The sequence below is a fragment of the Paenibacillus sp. MER 99-2 genome, assembly GCF_023714095.1.
Taxonomy (GTDB): Bacteria; Bacillota; Bacilli; order Paenibacillales; family Paenibacillaceae; genus Paenibacillus.
Genome location: NZ_JAMAUZ010000077.1, coordinates 1 through 209, shown reverse-complemented (window position 1 = coordinate 209; position 209 = coordinate 1). Strand labels below are relative to the sequence as shown.

At 53.1% G+C, this 209-nt stretch carries 1 rRNA gene; it reads left to right on the top strand.

Annotated elements, in window-relative coordinates:
* Positions 1-209, top strand: a 23S ribosomal RNA gene (locus tag M3636_RS29400); the annotation flags it as partial.

Here is a 209-nt window from a genome sequence, read left to right as displayed (position 1 = left end):
CAGGTCGAAATTCCTGTACCACCGTAAGCCGTTATGAGCAATGGGGGGACGCAGTAGGGTAGTGACGCAGGCTGATGGATGCCTGTCCAAGCAGTGAGGCTGATGTGTAGGCAAATCCGCACATCGTAAGGCTGGGCTGTGATGGGGAGTGAAAATTACAGTAGCGAAGGTCATGATCTCACACTGCCAAGAAAAGCCTCTAGCCAGGT